Here is a 19,988-nt window from a genome sequence, read left to right as displayed (position 1 = left end):
CGAACAAGGAGGTGCCACCCAAATGAAACTTCATGAGTTAAAACCAGCAGAAGGTTCACGTAAAGTACGTAACCGCGTTGGTCGTGGTATCGGTTCTGGTAACGGTAAAACTTCTGGTAAAGGTCATAAAGGTCAAAACGCTCGTTCTGGCGGCGGCGTTCGCCCAGGATTTGAGGGGGGTCAAAACCCACTTTTCCGTCGTTTACCTAAACGTGGCTTTACGAACATTAACCGTAAAGAATACGCTATCGTTAACCTTGACGCGTTAAACCGTTTTGAAGATGGTGCAGAAGTAACACCTGCATTATTATTAGAAACTGGTATCGTGAGCAACGAAAAAGCTGGAATCAAAATTCTAGGTCATGGAACGTTAAGCGTTAAGCTTAATGTTAAGGCTCACAAATTCTCAGCTTCTGCAAAAGAAGCAATTGAGAACGCTGGCGGAACAACTGAGGTGATCTAATGTTTCAGACAATCTCTAACTTTATGCGCGTTCGAGATATACGAAATAAAATCATCTTCACACTTTTAATGTTAATCATTTTTCGTCTCGGGACTTTCATCCCGGTACCTAATGTTAACGCAGATGTATTAAAGGCAACTGATGAGTTCAGCTTAGTAGGTTTCCTTAATACGTTTGGCGGTGGTGCATTGGCAAACTTCTCGATCTTTGCGATGGGGATTATGCCGTACATCACAGCCTCAATTATTGTCCAGTTACTTCAAATGGATGTTGTTCCTAAGTTTGCAGAATGGGCGAAACAAGGTGATGTAGGTCGACGCAAGTTGGCTCAATTCACTCGTTACTTTACGATTGTATTAGCATTCATTCAATCTTTCGCAATGAGCTTTGGGTTTAACCAGTTTTATGGCGGATCGTTGATTACGGATACTAGTATTCAATCATACTTAACGATTTCAATCGTGTTAACTGCAGGTACGGCATTCCTATTGTGGTTATCTGAACAAATTACTGCATATGGTGTTGGTAACGGTATTTCTATCATTATCTTTGCTGGTATCGTAGCTGCGATTCCTAACGCAGTAAACCAAATCTATGCACAACAAATTGATGGAGCCGGCGATCAATTGTTTATCAATATTGCCATTTTAGTTCTATTAGTTCTAGTGCTGCTTGCTGTTGTCGTTGGAGTTATTTATATTCAACAAGCGTTGCGTAAAATTCCAATTCAATATGCAAAACGAGTTGCTGGGAATTCACCTAAAGTTGGTGCACAGCAAACGCATTTACCGTTAAAAGTAAATGCTGCAGGGGTTATTCCGGTAATCTTTGCGGTTGCGTTTATTGTTACACCTCAAACTTTAGCAACATTCTTTGGAGATAATAATGTAACAGCGTTTATTACGAACACGTTTGACTATACTAAACCTGTTGGTATGTTAATCTATGTTGCTTTAATTATCGCCTTCACATACTTCTATGCATTCATCCAGGTGAATCCGGAAAATGTGGCAGACAACTTGAAAAAGCAAGGTGCTTATATCCCGGGTATCCGCCCAGGTAATGACACTCAAGCTTACTTAACAAAAGTTCTTTATCGTTTGACATTAGTTGGTGCTTTATTCTTAGTAGTTATTTCAGTAATGCCGATTTTATTCATTAACTTTATGAACCTGCCAGCTTCGGCTCAAATCGGGGGAACAAGTATGATTATCGTAGTCGGTGTTGCACTTGAAACGATGAAACAGTTAGAGTCTCAATTAGTGAAGCGTCATTATAAAGGCTTTATGAAATAATGCAGGTTTAGGAAACATTCTCGTTTCCTTACCGGCTTATGCTATAAAGGGGAGTATTACGTATGAATATCGTTTTAATGGGTCTTCCAGGTGCCGGTAAAGGTACTCAGGCTGACAAAATTGTTGAGAAGTACGCAATCCCTCATATTTCTACAGGCGATATGTTCCGTGCCGCTATTAAAGAAGGTACAGAATTAGGTTTACAGGCCAAATCATTTATGGATCAAGGTGCATTAGTACCTGATGAAGTAACGATTGGTATTGTTCGTGAACGTCTTTCACAACCAGACTGCGAAAAAGGTTTCTTATTAGACGGATTCCCGCGTACAGTTCCTCAAGCTGAAGCTTTAGATAGCATCCTTGAAGAATTAGGGCGCCCAGTTGAGCATACAATTAATGTTCAAGTTGAAAAAGAAGAGTTAATCGCACGTTTAAGTGGTCGTCGTATTTGTAAGACTTGTGGTACATCATATCATTTAGTGTTCAACCCACCAAAAGTGGATGGCATTTGTGATAAGGATGGCGGCGAGTTATACACGCGTGCAGATGATAATCCTGAAACTGTTACAAACCGTCTGGAAGTAAATATGAACCAAGCACAACCTTTACTTGACTTCTATGAAGCAAAGGGAGTACTTACAAATATTAATGGACAGCAAGAAATTTCTAAAGTATTTGCTGATCTTGATGCTCTATTGCAGGGCAGCCGCAGCTGATATCCGTCCGGGCGCTAGACAGCTTCCGCGGTAGTCATGCGGAGGCAACAACGAAACATAATTTTTTGAGAGTTGCAAAAGCATATTGTGCCCGGTATATACTATAAAGGTTGAGCACTTAATTAGTGTGATGACATCTTTGTAACGTATAATGGGTTTCGTGGAAGCATCTGTGTAACGGGTATGAATCTCTCATCAAGACATTCCGGCTATCGTGTTAACATAAGGATGCGGTTCCTTATAGGATACTGTTTCCATGGATTGTGTGAAGCGAAACCAGACGAGCGTCTTATTCTACATCTCTCATGCAATCCAAACCATATGTTGAAACGAGTTGCTTCTTAATTAGGAGAAACAGTTGCAAGAGCTCGCATGAGTTTTTTGATATAAGCATATAGAAGGGAGTCGAGAAGATGGCGAAAGACGATGTAATTGAAGTCGAAGGGACAGTTGTTGAGACTTTGCCAAACGCGATGTTTAAGGTAGAATTAGAAAATGGGCACACTGTGCTTGCACACGTATCTGGAAAGATCCGTATGCACTTTATCCGTATCCTACCTGGAGATAAGGTTACTATTGAGTTATCTCCTTATGATTTAACTCGCGGTCGTATCACATACCGTTTTAAATAATCTTTTGCACTCCGGACTATTAAGGAGGTTAGGTTAGATGAAAGTGAGACCATCTGTGAAACCGATCTGCGAAAAATGTAAAGTAATTCGCCGACGCGGTAAAGTAATGGTAATCTGTGAAAATCCTAAACACAAACAAAAACAAGGATAATTAATCAAGGAGGTGCACTAACGAATGGCACGTATTGCTGGTGTTGATATTCCTCGCGACAAACGCGTTGTAATTTCATTAACATACATTTACGGTATTGGTAAAACTACTTCTCAAAAAGTATTAGCAGGTGCAGGTATTGACGAAAATACTCGCGTTAAAGACTTAACAGAAGATCAATTAAACCAAATCCGTGAACAATTAGATTCATACAAAACTGAAGGTGACTTACGTCGTGAAGTTTCTTTAAACATCAAACGTTTAATGGAAATCGCTTCAAACCGTGGTATCCGTCACCGTCGTGGTTTACCTGTTCGTGGTCAAAATACGAAAAACAATGCGCGTACGCGTAAAGGTCCACGTAAGACTGTAGCGAACAAGAAAAAATAATTAAGTAAAGGAGGTTCCTTCTTAACATGGCTCGTAAACAACAAACTCGTAAACGTCGTGTGAAAAAGAACATCGAATCTGGTGTTGCTCACATCCGTTCTACATTCAACAATACAATCGTAACGATCACTGATATGCAAGGTAACGCATTATCTTGGTCTTCAGCTGGTGCTTTAGGTTTCCGTGGTTCACGTAAATCAACTCCATTCGCAGCTCAAATGGCTGCTGAAACAGCTGCAAAAACTTCAATGGAACATGGTTTAAAAAACATTGAAGTAACAGTTAAAGGTCCTGGTTCAGGTCGTGAAGCTGCAGTACGTGCACTTCAAGCTGCTGGATTAGAAGTAACTGCTATTAAAGACGTTACTCCAGTTCCTCATAACGGTTGCCGTCCGCCAAAACGTCGTCGTGTGTAATGGGTGCAGCTTAGAAGTATAATTACTTCTACGTACATCATGTTACTTTGTACAAAAGTCTTGTGCATTTTATAGTCTAACTCAGATTAACAACTATGATGATAAGAACCTATACATTAGATGTTTTGAAGGAGGGTAAATTGGAATGATCGAAATTGAAAAACCAAAGATTGAAACAGTGGAGATTAGCGAAGATGCCAAATACGGCAAGTTTGTTGTAGAACCGCTTGAACGCGGTTATGGTAATACTTTGGGGAATTCTCTACGTCGTATCCTTCTGTCTTCATTACCTGGAGCTGCTGTTACGTCAATTCAAATTGACGGCGTATTACACGAATTCTCAACTGTAGAAGGCGTTGTAGAAGATGTCGCATCGATTATCTTAAACGTGAAAAAGCTAGCTTTAAAAATCTACTCTGACGAAGAAAAAGTTATTGAGATTGATGTAAAAGGTGACGGAACGGTTACTGCAGCTGACATTACACATGACAGTGATGTAGAAATTTTAAACCCAGATCTATATATCGCAACAATCGCTAAGAACGGTCATTTACGTATGCGTATGTACGCACAACGTGGCCGTGGTTATACTCCTGCTGATCAAAACAAACGTGAGGATCTTCCTATCGGCGTGATCCCGATCGACTCTATTTACACTCCAGTTTCACGCGTCAACTTCCAAGTAGAGAACACTCGTGTTGGACAAAATTCTGACTACGACAAGTTATCACTTGATGTATGGACAGATGGAAGCATCGGTCCTAAAGAGGCGATTTCACTTGGAGCGAAAATTTTAACTGAACACTTAAATATCTTCGTTGGCATGACGAACGAGGCACAAACTGCTGAAATCATGGTCGAAAAAGAAGAAGACCAAAAAGAAAAAGTATTAGAGATGACTATCGAAGAACTTGATCTTTCTGTTCGTTCTTACAACTGCTTGAAGCGTGCTGGTATCAATACGGTATTAGAGTTAGCTAACAAGTCAGAAGACGATATGATGAAAGTACGTAATCTTGGTCGTAAGTCTCTTGAAGAAGTTAAGCATAAGTTAGAAGAGCTTGGTTTAGGATTGCGTAAAGAAGACTAAGCGAAAAATTATAAAATTTAGCTAGATCAGATATATTTAAAAGGAGGGAAACGTCCATGGGTTACAGAAAACTTGGTCGTACAAGTTCTCAACGTAAAGCATTATTACGCGACTTAGCTACTGATTTAATCATCAACGAGCGCATCGAAACTACTGAAGCGCGCGCTAAAGAAACTCGTAAAGCTGTTGAGAAAATGATTACTTTAGGTAAACGCGGAGATTTACACGCTCGTCGTCAGGCAGCAGCATTCATCCGTCGTGAGCTAGTAACAGTTGGAGAAGGCGAAGAAGAAAAAACTGTTTTCGCACTTCAAAAATTATTTGACGATATCGCACCTCGTTATGCGGAGCGTCAAGGTGGTTACACTCGTATTCTTAAAGTAGGTCCTCGTCGTGGAGACGGCGCACCAGTAGTAGTTATCGAATTAGTTTAATTCTTAATAACATACAGGTGAAAAAGGGGTGTCCGGTTCACCGGTTGAACCCGCACCCCTTTTTTATATAAACAAATCGATTTATACGACATAATTAAGCTGAGCGTTATGATGAGCGGGGTAGTAAATACTGGCGTCTCGTTTAGCTCTCCGCACCTCATTCAACGAATTTTAGGGCTTGAGCACCCTTAAATTTTGTAAATGTAACGACAAGCGCATTTCTCTGAATGAGGTGCGCGCTTTTTTATTTATGGAATGAAGGGTTGAGCCCCTAAATTCCCTATACATATGCAAACATAAAGTACGTTTAAATAGGTGGCCGTTCGCGCAAAACTTGTTTGAAAACGTGCTTTATTTTTATATAGGTATCATTTCCTGGGAAATTCAAGTTAACTAATAATAAGTCATACTATAGCGAAGCAGAGGGGAGATTAGCTGCGTATGAGTGAAATTTTATCATTTAATCAAGTGACCTACTCCTATACACCGGAAGAGCCTCATAAACAAAATGCGGTAGAGGATGTTTCCTTTATGATTAATAAAGGGGAATGGATTACGATTGTCGGTCATAACGGCTCAGGAAAATCGACAATGGCTAAATTGATGAGTGGATTACTAATGCCACAGCAAGGGGAAGTCCGTATTAAACGTGAGATCCTTACAGAAGAAAATATATGGGATATTCGTTCACAGATTGGTATTGTCTTTCAAAATCCGGACAATCAGTTTGTAGGGGCTACTGTGCAGGATGATGTTGCCTTCTCACTCGAAAACAACGGTGTTCCGCATGAAGAGATGGTTAAACGTGTGCACAATGCACTCAGACAAGTGAAGATGGAAAACTTTATCAACCACGAGCCACATCATCTATCAGGCGGACAGAAGCAGCGTGTTGCTATTGCTGGGGCATTGGCAATGCATCCGCAAATATTAATATTGGACGAAGCAACATCTATGCTGGATCCTCAAGGCCGTGAAGAAGTGTTAACAATCGTGGAAGCACTGCGTAAAGAAATTGGTCTTACGGTACTTGCGATAACACATGATCTTGAAGAAGCTTTACTGGCAGACCGTATTATTTTTATGAATGCCGGTAAAAAATACGCAGAAGGAACGCCTGAAGAGATCTTTGCATTGGGTGATGATCTCGTACAGTTTGGTTTGGATATGCCGTTTGCGATGAAAATGACGAAGCTGCTGCAAGCACAAGGTGTACATCTTGTAGGACAACATATGACAGAAGAAGAGCTGGTGAATGACTTATGGACATCCAACTTCAACAAGTAAGCTATGCCTATGCAAAAGGCACTCCGTTTGAAAAACAAGCTTTACATGAGGTTGACTTAACAATTAAAAGTGGAACATTTCAGGCGATTATCGGACATACTGGTTCAGGAAAATCCACTATCCTCCTTCACTTTAACGGATTATTAAAACCTTCGAGCGGTACCGTAAAAATCGGGGACCGTATGATAGAAGCAGGAAAAAAAGCAAAAGACTTAAAAGAAGTGCGTCAAAAGGTAGGCATCGTGTTTCAGTTTCCTGAACACCAGCTTTTTGAGGAGACCGTATTAAAGGATATTATGTTTGGTCCGATGAATTTTGGGGTGTCTGAAGAAGAAGCGGAAAAACGTGCGCGTGAGCTGATCTCTTTAGTAGGGTTGCCGGAAGAAATTATGGACAAGTCCCCATTTGATCTCTCGGGTGGCCAAATGCGCCGTGTTGCCATTGCAGGGGTATTGGCAATGGATCCTGAAGTAATCGTTCTGGATGAGCCTACAGCGGGTCTTGATCCACGTGGCCAAAAGGAAATTATGGACTTATTTTATAAGCTACATAAAGAGCGCGGGTTAACAACGATACTTGTTACACATAGTATGGAAGATGCGGCACGCTATGCGGATGCGGTTGCCATTATGCATGAAGGACGCTGTGTGTTAACTGGAGATCCGCGTACAATTTTCAGCGATCGCGAAACTCTTGCCCAATTCCGTCTGGAGCCGCCACGTATTGTTCGCTTTCAGCATCAGATCGAGAAGATGATGGGGAAACCGTTAGCGAAAGTATGCTTAACTGAAGAAGAGCTTGCCGTAGAAATTGGACAGGCAATTCCAAAGGGGCGTGAACAGCAATGATGGAAAAAATGATTTTTGGGCGCTATATACCAGGCAATTCATTTGTGCATAAGCTCGATCCGCGCTCAAAGCTGCTTTTTGTTTTTGCATTTATTATCGTAGTCTTTTTTGCCAATAATATAGTGACCTATGCGTTGCTTTTGGCGTTTACATTACTCGTTATTTTACTTTCGAGAATCCGCCTTTATTTTTTAATCAACGGTTTGAAACCCGTCATATTTTTAATGCTCTTCACTTTAATTTTGCATTTGTTTATGACGAGGGAAGGACCGGTATTAGTTGATCTTGGCTTTATGAAAATATACGAAGAAGGTTTAAGGCAAGGGATGTTCATATCAATGCGCTTTTTAATGCTTGTATTTATGACATCGATCTTAACGTTAACTACTTCCCCTATTTCAATTACGGACGGTCTGGAAGTACTGCTCAATCCGTTTAAAAAGCTAAAGCTGCCTGTTCATGAGCTTGCATTAATGATGTCGATTTCTTTACGTTTCATCCCAACATTAATGGATGAGACGGATAAAATTATGAAAGCGCAGATGGCCCGCGGTTCGGATTTAAGTGCAGGACCGATTAAAGATCGTCTTAAGGCAGTTGTGCCGTTGTTGGTACCCCTCTTTGTCAGTGCATTTAAACGTGCGGAAGATTTAGCGACTGCGATGGAAGTGCGAGGCTACCGCGGGGGCGAAGGGCGTACGAAATACCGTCAGTTAAAGTGGATGGGAAGAGATACGGCTATTATAGTCGTACTTGTATTATTGGGCGTCCTGTTATGGATGCTGCGCAGTTAGAGGAGTAAAGATATGGTGAGATTAAAAGCAACGATTAGCTATGACGGCACCGGTTTTGCGGGCTATCAGGTACAGCCTGGTGAGCGTACAGTACAGCTTGAAATCGAAAAAGTATTAACTACAATGCATAAAGGGACACACGTTAAGATTACAGCAAGCGGCCGTACAGATGCGCGTGTCCACGCAACAGGTCAAGTCATACATTTTGATACCGCTCTTGCGATTCCGCCTGAAAAATTCCAAAAAGCATTAAATGTCCAATTGCCGCGTGATATTCGTGTACTTCATATGGAGCAAGTAAGGGAAGACTTTCATGCCCGCTATGATGTATCAGGCAAACGTTATCGGTATATTTGGGATTGCAACGCTGTTCAAAGCCCGTTTAGAAGGCATTGTACAGTCGAGACAGGTGGAGTGAAGCCGAATGTAGAGGCAATGCGTGAAGCAGCACAGGCAATTGTCGGGACACATGACTTCAGCTGCTTTTGCGCGGCAAATACCAGTGTTGTTGATAAAGTGCGTACGGTTGAAGCACTGGAGCTTTCCTGGCATGGAGAAGAATTGCATATGACTATCAGCGGCAACGGCTTTTTATATAATATGGTGCGGATCATTGCAGGGACATTGTGGGAAGTTGGCATCGGTCGAAGGGAAGTATCGTCACTGGAAAAAACGATTGCTTCGATGGACCGTGCACAGGCAGGTAAAACAGCACCGGCACATGGTCTATATTTAGAACAAGTTTTTTATCAAGATTAATAAAATTTTTTTGAAAAAGTTTCGCTTTTCACGTCAAAATCCTAGAGAAATCGGCTTGTGAAAAGGGTTAACAACCTCTCCAGGTGTTCAATTAAATATCTTGACTTTAAACGCGATCCAGTATATGATGATGTATGGTATTTTCATTACCACCACAAAAATAAGCCCCGAAACTTATAAAGTGTATATAATGAAAAATAACGGTAATTCATATCGATTAGGAGGATACAAACATGCGCACAACTTTCATGGCTAAAGGTCAAGAAGTAGAACGTAAATGGTTAGTAGTTGACGCAGAAGGCCAAACGTTAGGTCGTTTAGCTTCTGAAGTAGCTTCTATCTTACGCGGTAAACATAAACCAACTTTCACACCAAACGTTGATACAGGAGATCATGTGATCATCATCAACGCTGATAAAATTGAGTTAACAGGTAACAAATTACAAAAGAAAATTTACTACCGTCACACTCAATTCGCTGGTGGTTTAAAACAACGTACAGCTGGTGAAATGAAGGAAAAATACCCAACTCAAATGCTTGAGTTAGCAATTAAAGGTATGCTTCCAAAGAACTCTTTAGGTCGTCAAATGTTCTCTAAATTGAACGTTTACACTGGTTCTGAACATCCACATGCTGCACAAAAACCAGAAGCTTACGAGTTACGTGGTTAATCAATAAACTATAATAGGAGGAAATAACTTTGGCACAAGTACAATACATCGGCACAGGTCGCCGTAAAAGCTCAACTGCTCGCGTACGTTTAGTACCAGGCGAAGGTAAAGTAGTAATCAACAACCGTGATGTTGCAGATTACCTACCATACGAAACTTTACACTTAATTATCAACCAACCATTAGTAGCTACAGAAACTAAAGGTTCATATGACGTTCACGTTAACGTAAACGGTGGTGGATTCACAGGTCAAGCTGGAGCAATCCGTCACGGTATCGCACGTGCATTATTACAAGTTGATCCAGACTTCCGCCCAGCTTTAAAATCAGCGGGTCTATTAACTCGTGATTCACGTATGAAAGAGCGTAAAAAACCAGGTCTACGCGGCGCTCGTCGTGCACCTCAGTTCTCAAAACGTTAATCTTTACGATTACTATTTTGCGAAATTACAAAACCCTTTCTTGGAATTTTTCCGAGAAGGGGGTTTTTTTGTTCCCGTCCAGGCAAAAGCGCCAACTCCTCACACCATTAAGTCCTTTTGCGTCAGGCCTTCCTAGTCTTGCGGCTCACACGGCGTGAGTCATTGGGGGCATGCCACAAGGACGTGGCGTTATGCCCCCTCGGATTTGAACGGGCGCTTTAGCACTTTTGTTCTTATTCATTTGCAAAGCCGTTTGTCGCATGGAGTTTTCCTTTAATTTTTGAAAGAGGCAAATGAGTTCCGCTTATCCATGATTTAAAATCAATCACTACAGGCAACGCATCCCCACCTAAAGCAAAAATACATTTACCTTCAGCTGGTAAATAGCCAACCGTATGAAGTGTACCATCCCATGCTCCGTATTTTGTCGCAAATACCCCATTTTCGATACCATTCATTAATTTAAATGCATTTTCAAAAGTAAGCGAATTTGCCTGGGCATTCGAAATAATGTGCTCCCGCGCTAAGGAATCCTCCGTTCGATACCGATTTTCTTCTTTCAGGACATTAAAGTGATTCGTGCACGCTGTTGCGTCCCGTACGGCCACATTGCGCGGAGATGCTTCTACTGCTACCATCGTTTGCTTGGCATCTAGTAATACATAATTAAATGAATGCTTATGGGGAATATTTTTTAATTTTTTCCATTCATTCCATCCATACGCCCTGTAATTTGCATGGAAGGTCCGAGTGTCGCGTAGCCACCGTCAGATGGGGCATATAACATAAAACGCCCGTCGTAAGTTTGGGGATCATTGTCATAGTTGCGGATCATATAAGAAGGGCTTGTCGTAATAGAACATCCGCTTTTTTTGTGTGCGGCATAATAGCCGCCATAATGAAGTAAAGCCTTTTCCTCCTTATAACCAAGCGAGTAAGCAAGACCTTCGATTTCCTCTTCAATTCCCGGACCGAGACGGACTAAAAGTTTCTTAACATATGATTTATCTATAGAAAATCTATGATTCAATTGTTGATAAAGTTGTTCTCTATTGGAAAGAAGAGGAGAATTCTTTAAAAGCTCTCCCTGATATATACCAAACTCATAATGCGATCCTCTAAACTGAATAATATCGCTTGTCACGTTTTTCATTTTAAGTACCCCTTTAATAAAACTGCTTTTTTTCATAGTAACGATATTTATTGGACAAACAAAATAAAAGGAATTGAGAAAAGTACTTCTTCTAAATACTTTAACCAGAGTAGAAATTTTGTATACATTAGTATACAATAGTATTCAAAAAGGTTGGGGTGAAAAATATGAGATCAGAAGGTAGAGGGAGACCTCGAGGAGAAGGAGAACATGGTAACCGCCGTTCAAAGGGTGCCCAAACATTCAGGCGCGGGCGTGCACTGGAGTTTTACCGCCAACTCGAAACGAAACGTTCAACATTGAAACAACAGCTGGAGTCTGCCGAGTTGCAATCGATTCATCCTGTCATTGCCGGAGAACTGAAAGCGACCGAAGCGATTATGAATGATTTCGTAGGCTTGTTTCAGTTGAATGAATTTTTGGAAGAAACACGGGCAACAGAAGAGGAATAATTTTTCACAACATAAGGAAGTGAACTTGTTTAATGCAGGCAGTATGGAAACTCTCAGAATATATTAAGCCATATATACTATTTGCGATCATCGCTCCCGTAATGATGGTAATTGAGGTAAGCATGGATTTACTGCAGCCTACAATATTACAGCACATTATCGATGAGGGGATTGCTCAAAATGATACGTCATATATTGTGAAAATGTTTGGCTTAATGATAGCGACATCCGTAATCGGCTTAATCGGCGGGGTAGGGTGTTCGATTTACGCATCGCGGACGGCCGTTAACTTCTCAACCGATCTCCGTCAGGATTTATATGAAACGATTACGTACTTTTCAAATAGCAGTAAAGATAAATTTACGCTAGGAAAGCTTGTTACGAATTTAACAAGTGATATGGAAATGCTTCAGCGTGCACTGACGATGTTATTAAAAATATTTGTCCGTGGACCGATGATGTTTATCGGGGCCATTGTCATTGTCTTTATTACAGCGCGCGAGTTATTTCCGATTTTGTTGGTCGTTGTGCCGATTTTGGCATTTTGCATGTACTATTTTACGGCACTATCCGGCAGGCTTTTTCATAAAGTGCAAAAGGTGGTCGATGTTGTAAATACGAAAGTCCAGGAAAACTTGGCAGGTATTCGGGTCATCAAGGCTTACAACCGGAAAAATCATCAAATTGAGCAGTTTACCGGTGTGAACACACAGCTGATGAAGCGCAGTATGGCAGCCGATCAAATTATAGGCGTACTTGCACCACTTACGATGTTTGTCGTGAACTTAGGTATTGTAGCAGCACTTTGGATGGGTGCCATCAAAGTAGATAACAATACTTTACAAGTGGGGGTTATTCTAGCCTTTATCAACTATTTAATGATGGTCATGCAGGGGCTGATGAGTTCTTCAATGGTACTTGTACAGCTGGCACGTGCGATACCAAGCGCAGGGCGAATCGTAGAAGTGCTGGAAGAGAAAACAGACCTAGCGAGTCCTTCAGAACCAGAGACGAAAGAAATTCAAGGAAGTATAAGTTTCGAAAATGTAAGCTTTTCTTATTTAAAAGAAACAGAATCGGTATTGAAGAACATTAGCTTCCACGTGAATGCGGGAGAAACGCTCGGCATTATCGGAATGACAGGTAGCGGGAAATCGACATTGGTTAAAATGATTCCGCGCTTGTTTGATCCTGACAGTGGTATCGTAAAAATTGACGGGATACCCATCGGGAACTATTCATTGGAACATTTACGCCAGTCGCTCGGTTTTTCGCCGCAAAAAGCCACATTGTTCTCGAAAACGATTGCCGGCAACTTACGCTACGGCAAATCCGATGCAACGGCAGAGGAAATTTTGCAGGCATTGCAATCAGCAAATGCGAAGGAGTTTGTCGATAAACTGGATGCAGGGACAGAACACTTGCTCACACAAGGGGCAACAAACTTGTCAGGTGGGCAAAAGCAGCGTTTGGCAATGGCGAGATCCTTTATCCGGAAACCGAGTATTTTAATTTTGGATGATGTGACAAGTGCGGTTGACAGTATTTCTGAAAAAACGATTCAACGGGCGATTGAGGAAGAATTTAGTGATGCCACAAAAGTCATTGTCTCGTCTAAAATTTCCTCCATTCGTCATGCCGATCAAATACTCGTAATGGATGACGGGAAAATTGCCGCAGGGGGAACACATGAGCAATTATTGCAGGAAAGCCCATTGTATCAAGAGATGGCAAGAACACAGGCAGAAAAAGGGGTGACCTTAAGTGAATAAACAACAAGGGGAACCGCCTGTACCAATGAGGCATCCAGGTGGGCGCTTTACAGGTCCGGTTGTGAAGCCAAAAAATCAAAAAGAAACATTGCTTCGTATTTGGAGTTATTTACGCATACAAAAGGTAGAACTGATCAGTGTTGTCATTTTCGTTATTATTAGTACATTATTAAGCTTAGTCGGCCCATTTTTAATCGGGAAAACAATCGATGATTATATTGTGAAGCTCGATGTTCCAGGAGCGATTCGGATGGCACTTATTTTAGCCGGTGTCTATATTGCGTCGTCGTTACTTACTTGGCTTCAAACCTTTGTCATGATTCGTGTTTCACAGAAGACGATTCGCCGGTTGCGACAACAGCTGTTTGAGCAGTACCAGTCATTGCCGCTCGCGTTTTACGATAAAAGACAGCAGGGCGATTTAATGAGCAGAATGACAAATGATATCGAAAATTTAAATGCGGCTTTGTCACAAAGTGTCATACAAATTGTTTCGAGTTTTTTAACGATTGTCGGAACAGCCTTTGCACTCTTTTATTTAGATTGGCGATTAGCGCTAGTAACGCTCATCATTATTCCGCTCATCGTTTTTGCGACAAAGCAGATCATTAAACGAAGCAGCGTGAACTACAAGGCACGTCAACGGGATTTGGGCAATTTGAATGGTTATATTGAAGAAACCATTTCGAACGCGGATATTATTACGCTTTTCGGTCAGGAAAAATCAACACTCGCGGAGTTTAAAGAAGCCAATGAGCGATTGCGCGGTTCAGCAATGCGAGCCGATATTATTTCTGGATTCATGGGTCCAATCAATAATTTTATGAACAACTTGGGTTTAAGTCTTGTAATAGGTGTTGGTGCAATCATGGCTGTAACAAGCGGACTTACAATCGGAGTAATCGCATCATTTGTTACGTATACCCGCCAGTTTTTCCGACCAATCAATCAGCTGTCGAACTTGCTCAATACGTTCCAATCCGCCGTTGCGGGTTCCGAACGTGTTTTTGAAATATTGGATGAAGCAAAAGAAGTAGCGGATATTGAAAATGCAACAGCGAAAGAACAGTATAGTGGTGATGTAAAATTCGAAAACGTTCAGTTTGCCTATGAAACGGGCAAGACTGTATTACACGGAATTGATTTTGAAGCAAAAGCAGGTGAGACAATTGCTATAGTTGGTCCGACTGGTTCAGGGAAGACGACAATCATTCAGCTGTTAACCCGATTTTATGATGCGACAGGTGGCAGAATCTTATTGGACGGCGAACCAATTGAACATTACAAGATGACGAATGTGCGTGATCATGTCGGAGTCGTACTGCAGGATACGTACTTGTTTTCAGGAACAGTACGAGAGAATATCCGTTTTGGTAAGCTCCATGCAACGGATGATGAAGTTGAACAAGCGGCAAAAATTGCATATGCACATAATTTTATCAAGTATTTGCCTGAACAGTACGATACTGTGCTGACAAGCGGGGGCTTAAATTTAAGTCAGGGGCAGCGTCAGCTTATAGCGATTGCCCGTGCCATTCTAGAAGACCCGGACATCTTAATTTTAGATGAAGCAACTTCAAGTGTTGATACGATGACAGAAGTGCATATTCAAAAAGGTTTGAACAATTTGATGGAAGGGCGTACGAGCTTTGTCATTGCACACCGTCTTAAAACGATTGAAAATGCAGACCAGATCCTTGTCATTAAAGATGGCCGGATTTTAGAACAAGGAAATCATGATTCTTTAATGGATGAACAAGGTTTTTATGCAACATTACAGCGTCAGCTTTTGTCTCAATGATAAGGTGAATATTCCACCGTCCTTTTGCGTATAGTAGGCAAAAAGGACGGTGTTTTTTTTGAGACGTTGGCTTGCACTCATATTCGTAATTTTTTGTTCGATGCTTGTCGTTGTATATGAAACGAACGCATCCGACCGGCGATTTTTTTTACCCGAGCCATTAGGTGGGGTAAAAATTGTATTAGATGCTGGTCATGGAGGGGTTGATGGTGGTGCTTCAAATGGAGAGGTAATCGAAAAAGATGTGACACTGGCAATTACAAAAAAAGTAGCTCGTCAATTGACACGTTTAGGGGCAGAAGTAGTATTAACACGTTCAACAGATGGGGATGTATTAAGTGAACATGCACCAAGTGAGACATTTCCAACACTTCGTGAGCGTAAAAAACAGGACATTTTTTTACGTGAAACGTTAGTAGATTCACATGAACCGGATCTATTCATTACGATTCATGCAAATGCAATCCCAAATAGCAAGTGGAGAGGGGCGCAAGTGTTTTACCATCAGACTGGAAATGAGAAAAGTGCGGCACTCGCACAGGCTGTTCAGCAATCAATTCGAGAGACGATGGAAAATACGGAACGCGAAGCACTGGCGATTAAAAATGTTTATTTATTAAAGAAAGTTGAAAAACCGGCTGTATTAGTAGAAACAGGTTTTTTAAGCAATGAGGAAGAGCGTGATTTACTGGCAAATGACAGCTATCAGGAAAAAATGGCATTTGCGATTGCGCGCGGCATTGAAAATTATATTCACGTAAAATACGAGTAGGCAACATGTAATAACAATACGAATCGATTATGATATACTAACAATTGTAATTTCATTCAGGGGAGTGTTTGATATGTTAAATGAGGAACAAGTCCGAGAACTATTAGGAAAACTACAAGATCCGTTTTTACATAAATCACTAGCAGAAACTAAAGGTGTAACAAACGTTTCGATTAAAGCAGAAAAAGCGCATGTGAGTGTTCGTATTGCAATTGCAAAAACTAATACGCCTGAACAAATGACGCTTCAAATGAAAATTGTCGAAGTGCTAAAAGAAAATGGCGCGGCTTCAGTTGGAATTCGTTTTGAAGAATTACCGGCAGAAGTACTGCAATCATTCCGTGGACAAGCGACGGAAGCAGAAGCACAAGATATTTTATCACCTTTATCAAGCGTACAATTTATTTCAATTGCATCAGGTAAAGGCGGGGTAGGGAAATCAACGGTATCTGTAAATATGGCAGTTGCACTAGCACGCCTAGGCAAAAAAGTCGGTTTAATCGATGCTGATATTTATGGTTTCTCTGTACCGGACATGATGGGCGTAACAGAAATGCCGGTCGTAAAAGATGACCGTATTTATCCGGTGGAACGCCTTGGTGTAAAAGTTATCTCTATGGGATTCTTCGTTGAAAACAATGCACCTATCGTATGGCGCGGACCTATGCTTGGGAAAGTATTGGACCAGTTCTTCCGCGATGTAGAGTGGGGCGATTTAGACTACTTACTATTGGATTTACCACCAGGAACAGGAGACGTAGCACTGGATATTCACCAAATGCTGCCGTCTTCAAAAGAGATTGTTGTGACAACACCTCACCCGACAGCCGCTTTCGTAGCAGCCCGTGCTGGTGCGATGGCATTACAAACCAATCATGAGATCCTTGGTGTTATTGAGAATATGGCTTGGTATGAAAGCAAATCAGGGGAAAAAGAGTTCGTATTTGGTCAAGGTGGCGGTCCGAAGCTGGCTGATGAATTGCGCACAAAATTACTTGGTCAAATTCCGTTAGGACAACCAGATTGGACAGAAGAAGACTTCGCACCATCTGTCTATGCAGAAAACCACCCGACAGGTAAAATCTATCTGCAAATCGCTGAAGAAATTATTTCAGAGTTAAATAAATAACAAAAAACAACCAGTTGTCCCAATGAGACGACTGGTTCTTTTTTTATCCTCCACCGCTGCCTTTACCGCCGCCGCTATCCTTCCCTGAACCGGATTCAGATCCAGAACCAGAACCAGATTCGGATGAAGCTTCACCGCTCTTCTTAATCAGCTCCTGCCATTTTGTCTGCATAAGCGGATTTTCGATTGTTTCCATTACGATTTTTTCCAGCTCTTTTCGCATGACGGCACCTTTCATTATGCTTTCAAGCTGTTTTTGCATATCCGGCTGGCCGAAGAAAGACGTTAAAGATTCTTGGTAGCTGGCGTCGTTCAGTAAGTTTTTCATTAAATCTTCCTGCTGATCCTGCATACTTTTAGCAAATGTTTCTTTGAATTTCGGGTCTTCAAATGTTTTAATCCAAAAATCCATTGCCTCTTTTGACAACATTGTCTCCTCGGTCGCTTTCTTAACTTCTTCAGTATTTAAAATAAGCAACTCCCGGAAATCCTTATCTTCAAACATTTGGCGAATTGCTTTTTTCCCATCCTCTGTTTGAATGGCATCGACCATAATTTTCTTTACTTCATCATAGGACATTGTCGTCGATTTAGCATCATTACAACCGGCAAGGAGAATGAGGGAAAAGGCTAGTATGATTAATCGTTTCACTTTTATCACGACCTTTCTTCATTTATGCGCTTTCGCTTATTGTTCACAATTTTACAAATTATATGTAACATCTTTTAAGAGAGGTCGCTTTTTTGACATCGAATTGATAAAATATACAAGATATATTAAAAAATGGGGGAATTTGTTCGTGACGATACGGAACTGGGTGAAATTTGCTTTTTGGGCATTGGTAATCGGTGGTTTAGTTAATGCAGTTGCCTCGTTAATTATTCGTTGGGACTTTTACCAGCCATACTTAGCGAATGGGGAAATCTCAGAATTTCTTGCTGCGGTAGTTTGGAATATCGTATTAGGGATGACGATGAGTGTAATGGCACAAGCAGGCTTTTTCGCTTATTTAACACTACATCAAGTCGGGGTCAATATATTTAGAACGTTAACACTTTGGAATTGGATTCAAATATTATTAATAATTATCGTCTTAGTGGATATTATTGTTTTCCGTTTTGCACCAGGAGCAAATGCGGCTGGAGACTGGATATTTTATGGCTTCTTGCTTGCAGTGCTAGTCGGTGTTGCTATATGGACAGCAATTAAAAAAATCAAAATGACGCAAAAACCGCATGTGTTGATTTCAACATTGTTTTTCATGATTGTTATTACATCTTTGGAATGGATTATTGCTTTAATGGGAAGACAAGATAATATTGATGTATATGTTGCACTATTATTATTCCCATTAGTAGCCGTTAATGCATACCAAATTTTAATGCTGCCAAAATACAATGCACAATCAGAAGAAGATCGAAAACGATTGGAAGAGCGTCGCAAAGCACGAAAAGAAACAACTAAAACTGTAAAAGCATAAAAAAAGGGCGATCACAGAATTGAAAAATTTCGTGTCAGCCCTTTTTTAGTTATATAGTAGATTCCTCAAACTTAAGGATAACGCTTCGTAGAAATTTCATAGCCAAATATATTTTGTTCAATAGATACAAATTTATGCGCTTTTATAAATTCATTAATACCTTCAAAAGAAACTTCCTTGTCACGATGTAGAGGAATACTTACAAATGAACCTTCAGGAATTTTACTTTCTTCTATAGGAAACGTATAAGTCGGAGCAACGATATTAATACCTTGCTCATGCAAAGCAGTTTGCATGGAAGTATCGACTTTATAATCGGCGGTCGCAAACCAAAGTGGTTTTTTGTAAAACGTTTTTTCATAGATTGCGATTTCTTTTTTTAATAGATTCTTATCTTCGTATTGATCACTATTAGAACCAAGCAATCCGACACGAATATTTTTTTCCCTCAGCATCTTTACCAATTCGGGACTTCGTAACAACCAGTCACTATCAGCCAATATAAGCGGATATGGTTCACGAAGATTTGTAATCCAGTCCTCAAAACCTTTGTGGGAATAACTTAACTCAATGATTAAGCTTTGCCCAAACTGGCCTTTTGTGATGACTGCAGGGGCTTCTGTTAATTGAAATACAGGGGAAATACTATTTTTATCATCAAAATAAATAAAAACTAAAAATAAGCATAAAACCAGTGATACCAACATTTTGTACATGCTTTACTACCCACTTTCAATTAGTTTTAAACGCGATTATATAAAAAACTTATGAAAAAGTGTTGACGGATATAACAAGGGGGTGATACTATAAGTAGGTCGCCAAGAGATGACGCGACAAACGAAACAATGAACCTTGAAAACTGAACAAGCAACGTTAATGAAACAAGCTTCTTAAATGAAGCAAACAATAGATTTCAATTTCTAACGAAGTTGGATCGCTAGCAAAGCAAATGAGCTTTCAAACTACTTTTATGGAGAGTTTGATCCTGGCTCAGGACGAACGCTGGCGGCGTGCCTAATACATGCAAGTCGAGCGGAAATTTTATTGGTGCTTGCACCTT

Annotated in this window: 23 protein-coding genes, 1 rRNA gene and 1 pseudogene; 22 read left to right on the top strand and 3 right to left on the bottom strand. The window is 40.7% G+C overall.

What is annotated here, in order from left to right:
- The first annotated feature begins 22 nt into the window (after window positions 1-22).
- The 15 genes from rplO (at window position 23) to rpsI (ending at window position 10,368) form a co-directional block, all read left to right on the top strand.
- Window positions 23-463 (top strand): 50S ribosomal protein L15, encoded by a 441-nt coding sequence (gene rplO, locus B5473_RS02300; RefSeq protein WP_008406935.1) that lies wholly within the window; start codon window positions 23-25, stop codon window positions 461-463.
- Window positions 463-1,758, top strand: coding sequence for a preprotein translocase subunit SecY (secY, locus tag B5473_RS02295; protein ID WP_079523478.1), 1,296 nt, complete (start codon window positions 463-465; stop codon window positions 1,756-1,758). Before rplO ends, secY begins: the two co-directional genes overlap by 1 nt.
- 62 nt (window positions 1,759-1,820) lie before the next feature.
- Window positions 1,821-2,474: an adenylate kinase gene (locus B5473_RS02290; RefSeq protein WP_079523477.1), complete on the top strand. Its 654-nt coding sequence runs from the start codon at window positions 1,821-1,823 to the stop codon at window positions 2,472-2,474.
- 413 nt (window positions 2,475-2,887) lie between these two features.
- The gene (infA, locus tag B5473_RS02285; RefSeq protein WP_016839390.1) at window positions 2,888-3,106 is read left to right on the top strand and encodes a translation initiation factor IF-1; all 219 of its coding nucleotides are present in this window, start codon (window positions 2,888-2,890) and stop codon (window positions 3,104-3,106) included.
- A gap of 37 nt (window positions 3,107-3,143) precedes the next feature.
- A complete protein-coding gene (gene rpmJ / locus B5473_RS02280; RefSeq protein WP_000868344.1) occupies window positions 3,144-3,257 on the top strand; it encodes a 50S ribosomal protein L36 in 114 nt (37 codons plus the stop codon).
- Between the two features lie 24 nt (window positions 3,258-3,281).
- Entirely contained in the window at window positions 3,282-3,647 is a 366-nt protein-coding gene (rpsM, locus tag B5473_RS02275) for a 30S ribosomal protein S13 (RefSeq protein WP_008406720.1), read from the top strand.
- A 26-nt stretch (window positions 3,648-3,673) separates the two neighbouring features.
- Complete coding sequence (gene rpsK, locus B5473_RS02270; protein WP_008406718.1) at window positions 3,674-4,063, top strand: 30S ribosomal protein S11; 390 nt, start codon at window positions 3,674-3,676, stop codon at window positions 4,061-4,063.
- 145 nt (window positions 4,064-4,208) lie between these two features.
- Entirely contained in the window at window positions 4,209-5,153 is a 945-nt protein-coding gene (locus B5473_RS02265) for a DNA-directed RNA polymerase subunit alpha (protein ID WP_008406717.1), read from the top strand.
- Between the two features lie 56 nt (window positions 5,154-5,209).
- Window positions 5,210-5,587 (top strand): 50S ribosomal protein L17, encoded by a 378-nt coding sequence (gene rplQ / locus B5473_RS02260; protein ID WP_008406715.1) that lies wholly within the window; start codon window positions 5,210-5,212, stop codon window positions 5,585-5,587.
- Between the two features lie 441 nt (window positions 5,588-6,028).
- A complete protein-coding gene (locus B5473_RS02255; protein ID WP_079523476.1) occupies window positions 6,029-6,874 on the top strand; it encodes an energy-coupling factor ABC transporter ATP-binding protein in 846 nt (281 codons plus the stop codon).
- Window positions 6,850-7,722 (top strand): energy-coupling factor ABC transporter ATP-binding protein, encoded by an 873-nt coding sequence (locus B5473_RS02250; protein WP_079523475.1) that lies wholly within the window; start codon window positions 6,850-6,852, stop codon window positions 7,720-7,722. Before B5473_RS02255 ends, B5473_RS02250 begins: the two co-directional genes overlap by 25 nt.
- Complete coding sequence (locus B5473_RS02245; RefSeq protein WP_079523474.1) at window positions 7,719-8,516, top strand: energy-coupling factor transporter transmembrane component T family protein; 798 nt, start codon at window positions 7,719-7,721, stop codon at window positions 8,514-8,516. The genes B5473_RS02250 and B5473_RS02245 overlap by 4 nt, the downstream gene beginning before the upstream one ends.
- Window positions 8,517-8,528: 12 nt before the next feature.
- Entirely contained in the window at window positions 8,529-9,275 is a 747-nt protein-coding gene (truA, locus tag B5473_RS02240; protein ID WP_079523473.1) for a tRNA pseudouridine(38-40) synthase TruA, read from the top strand.
- 233 nt (window positions 9,276-9,508) lie between these two features.
- Window positions 9,509-9,946, top strand: a complete 438-nt coding sequence (rplM, locus tag B5473_RS02235; protein ID WP_008406709.1) for a 50S ribosomal protein L13 — start codon at window positions 9,509-9,511, stop codon at window positions 9,944-9,946.
- 29 nt (window positions 9,947-9,975) lie between these two features.
- Window positions 9,976-10,368, top strand: coding sequence for a 30S ribosomal protein S9 (gene rpsI / locus B5473_RS02230; protein ID WP_008406708.1), 393 nt, complete (start codon window positions 9,976-9,978; stop codon window positions 10,366-10,368).
- Between the two features lie 233 nt (window positions 10,369-10,601).
- Here rpsI and B5473_RS02225 read toward each other — a convergent pair.
- Window positions 10,602-11,521, bottom strand: a pseudogene (locus B5473_RS02225) (C45 family autoproteolytic acyltransferase/hydolase).
- Window positions 11,522-11,688: 167 nt separating this feature from the next.
- On the opposite strand from B5473_RS02225, the gene B5473_RS02220 reads away from it, so the two are divergent.
- The 5 genes from B5473_RS02220 to B5473_RS02200 all read left to right on the top strand — a co-directional run bounded on the left by B5473_RS02220 (window position 11,689) and on the right by B5473_RS02200 (window position 17,447).
- The gene (locus tag B5473_RS02220) at window positions 11,689-11,973 is read left to right on the top strand and encodes a 2-keto-3-deoxygluconate kinase (protein ID WP_079523472.1); all 285 of its coding nucleotides are present in this window, start codon (window positions 11,689-11,691) and stop codon (window positions 11,971-11,973) included.
- Between the two features lie 32 nt (window positions 11,974-12,005).
- Complete coding sequence (locus tag B5473_RS02215; protein WP_079523471.1) at window positions 12,006-13,745, top strand: ABC transporter ATP-binding protein; 1,740 nt, start codon at window positions 12,006-12,008, stop codon at window positions 13,743-13,745.
- On the top strand, window positions 13,738-15,546 hold the full coding sequence (locus B5473_RS02210) for an ABC transporter ATP-binding protein (RefSeq protein ID WP_079523470.1): 1,809 nt from the start codon (window positions 13,738-13,740) through the stop codon (window positions 15,544-15,546). The genes B5473_RS02215 and B5473_RS02210 overlap by 8 nt, the downstream gene beginning before the upstream one ends.
- A gap of 58 nt (window positions 15,547-15,604) precedes the next feature.
- The gene (locus B5473_RS02205) at window positions 15,605-16,318 is read left to right on the top strand and encodes an N-acetylmuramoyl-L-alanine amidase (protein WP_079523469.1); all 714 of its coding nucleotides are present in this window, start codon (window positions 15,605-15,607) and stop codon (window positions 16,316-16,318) included.
- 73 nt (window positions 16,319-16,391) lie between these two features.
- Complete coding sequence (locus B5473_RS02200) at window positions 16,392-17,447, top strand: P-loop NTPase (protein ID WP_079523468.1); 1,056 nt, start codon at window positions 16,392-16,394, stop codon at window positions 17,445-17,447.
- 43 nt (window positions 17,448-17,490) lie between these two features.
- Here B5473_RS02200 and gerD read toward each other — a convergent pair whose 3' ends face one another.
- The gene (gene gerD, locus B5473_RS02195) at window positions 17,491-18,099 is read right to left on the bottom strand and encodes a spore germination lipoprotein GerD (protein WP_079523467.1); all 609 of its coding nucleotides are present in this window, start codon (window positions 18,097-18,099) and stop codon (window positions 17,491-17,493) included.
- Window positions 18,100-18,247: 148 nt separating this feature from the next.
- Here gerD and B5473_RS02190 point away from each other — a divergent pair, with 148 nt between their 5' ends.
- Complete coding sequence (locus B5473_RS02190) at window positions 18,248-18,928, top strand: KinB-signaling pathway activation protein (protein ID WP_079523466.1); 681 nt, start codon at window positions 18,248-18,250, stop codon at window positions 18,926-18,928.
- A 71-nt stretch (window positions 18,929-18,999) separates the two neighbouring features.
- Here the strand turns inward: B5473_RS02190 and B5473_RS02185 are convergent, their stop codons facing one another.
- On the bottom strand, window positions 19,000-19,635 hold the full coding sequence (locus B5473_RS02185) for a hypothetical protein (protein ID WP_254865221.1): 636 nt from the start codon (window positions 19,633-19,635) through the stop codon (window positions 19,000-19,002).
- Window positions 19,636-19,895: 260 nt separating this feature from the next.
- Between B5473_RS02185 and B5473_RS02180 the strand changes: the two genes are divergently transcribed.
- Window positions 19,896-19,988 (top strand): 16S ribosomal RNA (locus B5473_RS02180); the annotation flags it as partial.

The organism is Solibacillus isronensis (genome assembly GCF_900168685.1).
Lineage (GTDB): Bacteria > Bacillota > Bacilli > Bacillales_A > Planococcaceae > Solibacillus > Solibacillus isronensis_A.
Note: the sequence above shows the minus strand (reverse complement) of the source record. Positions and strands in the feature narration are given on the sequence as shown.

Excerpts from the sequence above, each read along its gene's own strand:
- rplO (WP_008406935.1), top strand. The coding sequence starts at position 23 with ATGAAACTTCATGAGTTAAAACCAGCAGAAGGTTCACGTAAAGTACGT.
- secY (WP_079523478.1), top strand. The coding sequence starts at position 463 with ATGTTTCAGACAATCTCTAACTTTATGCGCGTTCGAGATATACGAAAT.
- B5473_RS02290 (WP_079523477.1), top strand. The coding sequence starts at position 1,821 with ATGAATATCGTTTTAATGGGTCTTCCAGGTGCCGGTAAAGGTACTCAG.
- infA (WP_016839390.1), top strand. The coding sequence starts at position 2,888 with ATGGCGAAAGACGATGTAATTGAAGTCGAAGGGACAGTTGTTGAGACT.
- rpmJ (WP_000868344.1), top strand. The coding sequence starts at position 3,144 with ATGAAAGTGAGACCATCTGTGAAACCGATCTGCGAAAAATGTAAAGTA.
- rpsM (WP_008406720.1), top strand. The coding sequence starts at position 3,282 with ATGGCACGTATTGCTGGTGTTGATATTCCTCGCGACAAACGCGTTGTA.
- rpsK (WP_008406718.1), top strand. The coding sequence starts at position 3,674 with ATGGCTCGTAAACAACAAACTCGTAAACGTCGTGTGAAAAAGAACATC.
- B5473_RS02265 (WP_008406717.1), top strand. The coding sequence starts at position 4,209 with ATGATCGAAATTGAAAAACCAAAGATTGAAACAGTGGAGATTAGCGAA.
- rplQ (WP_008406715.1), top strand. The coding sequence starts at position 5,210 with ATGGGTTACAGAAAACTTGGTCGTACAAGTTCTCAACGTAAAGCATTA.
- B5473_RS02255 (WP_079523476.1), top strand. The coding sequence starts at position 6,029 with ATGAGTGAAATTTTATCATTTAATCAAGTGACCTACTCCTATACACCG.
- B5473_RS02250 (WP_079523475.1), top strand. The coding sequence starts at position 6,850 with ATGGACATCCAACTTCAACAAGTAAGCTATGCCTATGCAAAAGGCACT.
- B5473_RS02245 (WP_079523474.1), top strand. The coding sequence starts at position 7,719 with ATGATGGAAAAAATGATTTTTGGGCGCTATATACCAGGCAATTCATTT.
- truA (WP_079523473.1), top strand. The coding sequence starts at position 8,529 with ATGGTGAGATTAAAAGCAACGATTAGCTATGACGGCACCGGTTTTGCG.
- rplM (WP_008406709.1), top strand. The coding sequence starts at position 9,509 with ATGCGCACAACTTTCATGGCTAAAGGTCAAGAAGTAGAACGTAAATGG.
- B5473_RS02220 (WP_079523472.1), top strand. The coding sequence starts at position 11,689 with ATGAGATCAGAAGGTAGAGGGAGACCTCGAGGAGAAGGAGAACATGGT.
- B5473_RS02215 (WP_079523471.1), top strand. The coding sequence starts at position 12,006 with ATGCAGGCAGTATGGAAACTCTCAGAATATATTAAGCCATATATACTA.
- B5473_RS02200 (WP_079523468.1), top strand. The coding sequence starts at position 16,392 with ATGTTAAATGAGGAACAAGTCCGAGAACTATTAGGAAAACTACAAGAT.
- B5473_RS02185 (WP_254865221.1), bottom strand. The coding sequence starts at position 19,635 with ATGTTGGTATCACTGGTTTTATGCTTATTTTTAGTTTTTATTTATTTT.